The 876-nt window shown below is 36.0% G+C and carries 1 protein-coding gene; it reads left to right on the forward strand.

Annotation, left to right across the window (positions count from 1 at the left end):
* Nucleotides 1-326 precede the first annotated feature (326 nt).
* A partial coding sequence (locus H5119_RS19960; protein ID WP_182703474.1) for a phage integrase N-terminal SAM-like domain-containing protein occupies nt 327-876 on the forward strand: 550 nt, incomplete at its 3' end.

Raw genomic sequence — 876 nt, forward strand, 5'->3', positions numbered from 1 at the left:
CTTGTTCAATGAGTGTATTCATGACTTACCTCCAAATATGGGATAACCCCAAGGTAAGTGTGGCTCAAATGGTCAGAATAGGATCTCCGCGTAGCGGCTTAGTTCAACAATTTTATAGTGCGCTCGTCGCGCATATATCTGCCAATGTCACGCTCATGTATTCAATAATTCTTTTTTAACAAATAACTTAACACATTGCTACATATAATTTTTATTAGCACTCAAACTATTAATAAAAGAGAAAATGCGCTCGTCGCTCATTTTCTTGAATATGGGAGCAGCACAACTATACTGTATATAAATACAGCATTATTATTGGTGGTAATATGAAAACACGTTCTCCATTTTTAAATTATATAGCTGATTATATGTTGGTACGTCAGTATTCATTACGCACCGTAGATACGTACCTAAGATGGATTGCATCTTATATCCATTTTCATAATAAACGCCATCCCGCCTCAATGGGAGACAATGAAGTCGAGCGCTACTTAGAACATTTAGTGTTAAAGCAAAACGTTGCACCACGTACGCAAGCCACCGCATTAAATTCATTATCATTTTTATACAAGCACATAATAAAAAAAGAACTCTCATTAAATTTAAATTTTGCCCGCAGTAAAAAACAAGCAAAGCTCCCTGTCGTGATGACCCCAGAGGAAGTTAAAATGTTGATGGCTCATTTAAATAAGCGCTATTATTTAATTGCAGCTCTTATGTATGGAAGTGGTTTAAGAGTGATGGAAGCGGCGCAATTAAGGGTGAAAGATATTGATTTTGATTATAAATGTATTCAAGTATGGAATGGAAAAGGTAATAAACACCGCATTGTAACGCTGGCCATCGAGCTAATTCCTATGCTGAGAAATCAAATTT

The sequence above is a fragment of the Pseudoalteromonas sp. SG45-5 genome (assembly GCF_014164085.1).
In the GTDB taxonomy this organism is placed as follows: domain Bacteria; phylum Pseudomonadota; class Gammaproteobacteria; order Enterobacterales; family Alteromonadaceae; genus Pseudoalteromonas; species Pseudoalteromonas aliena.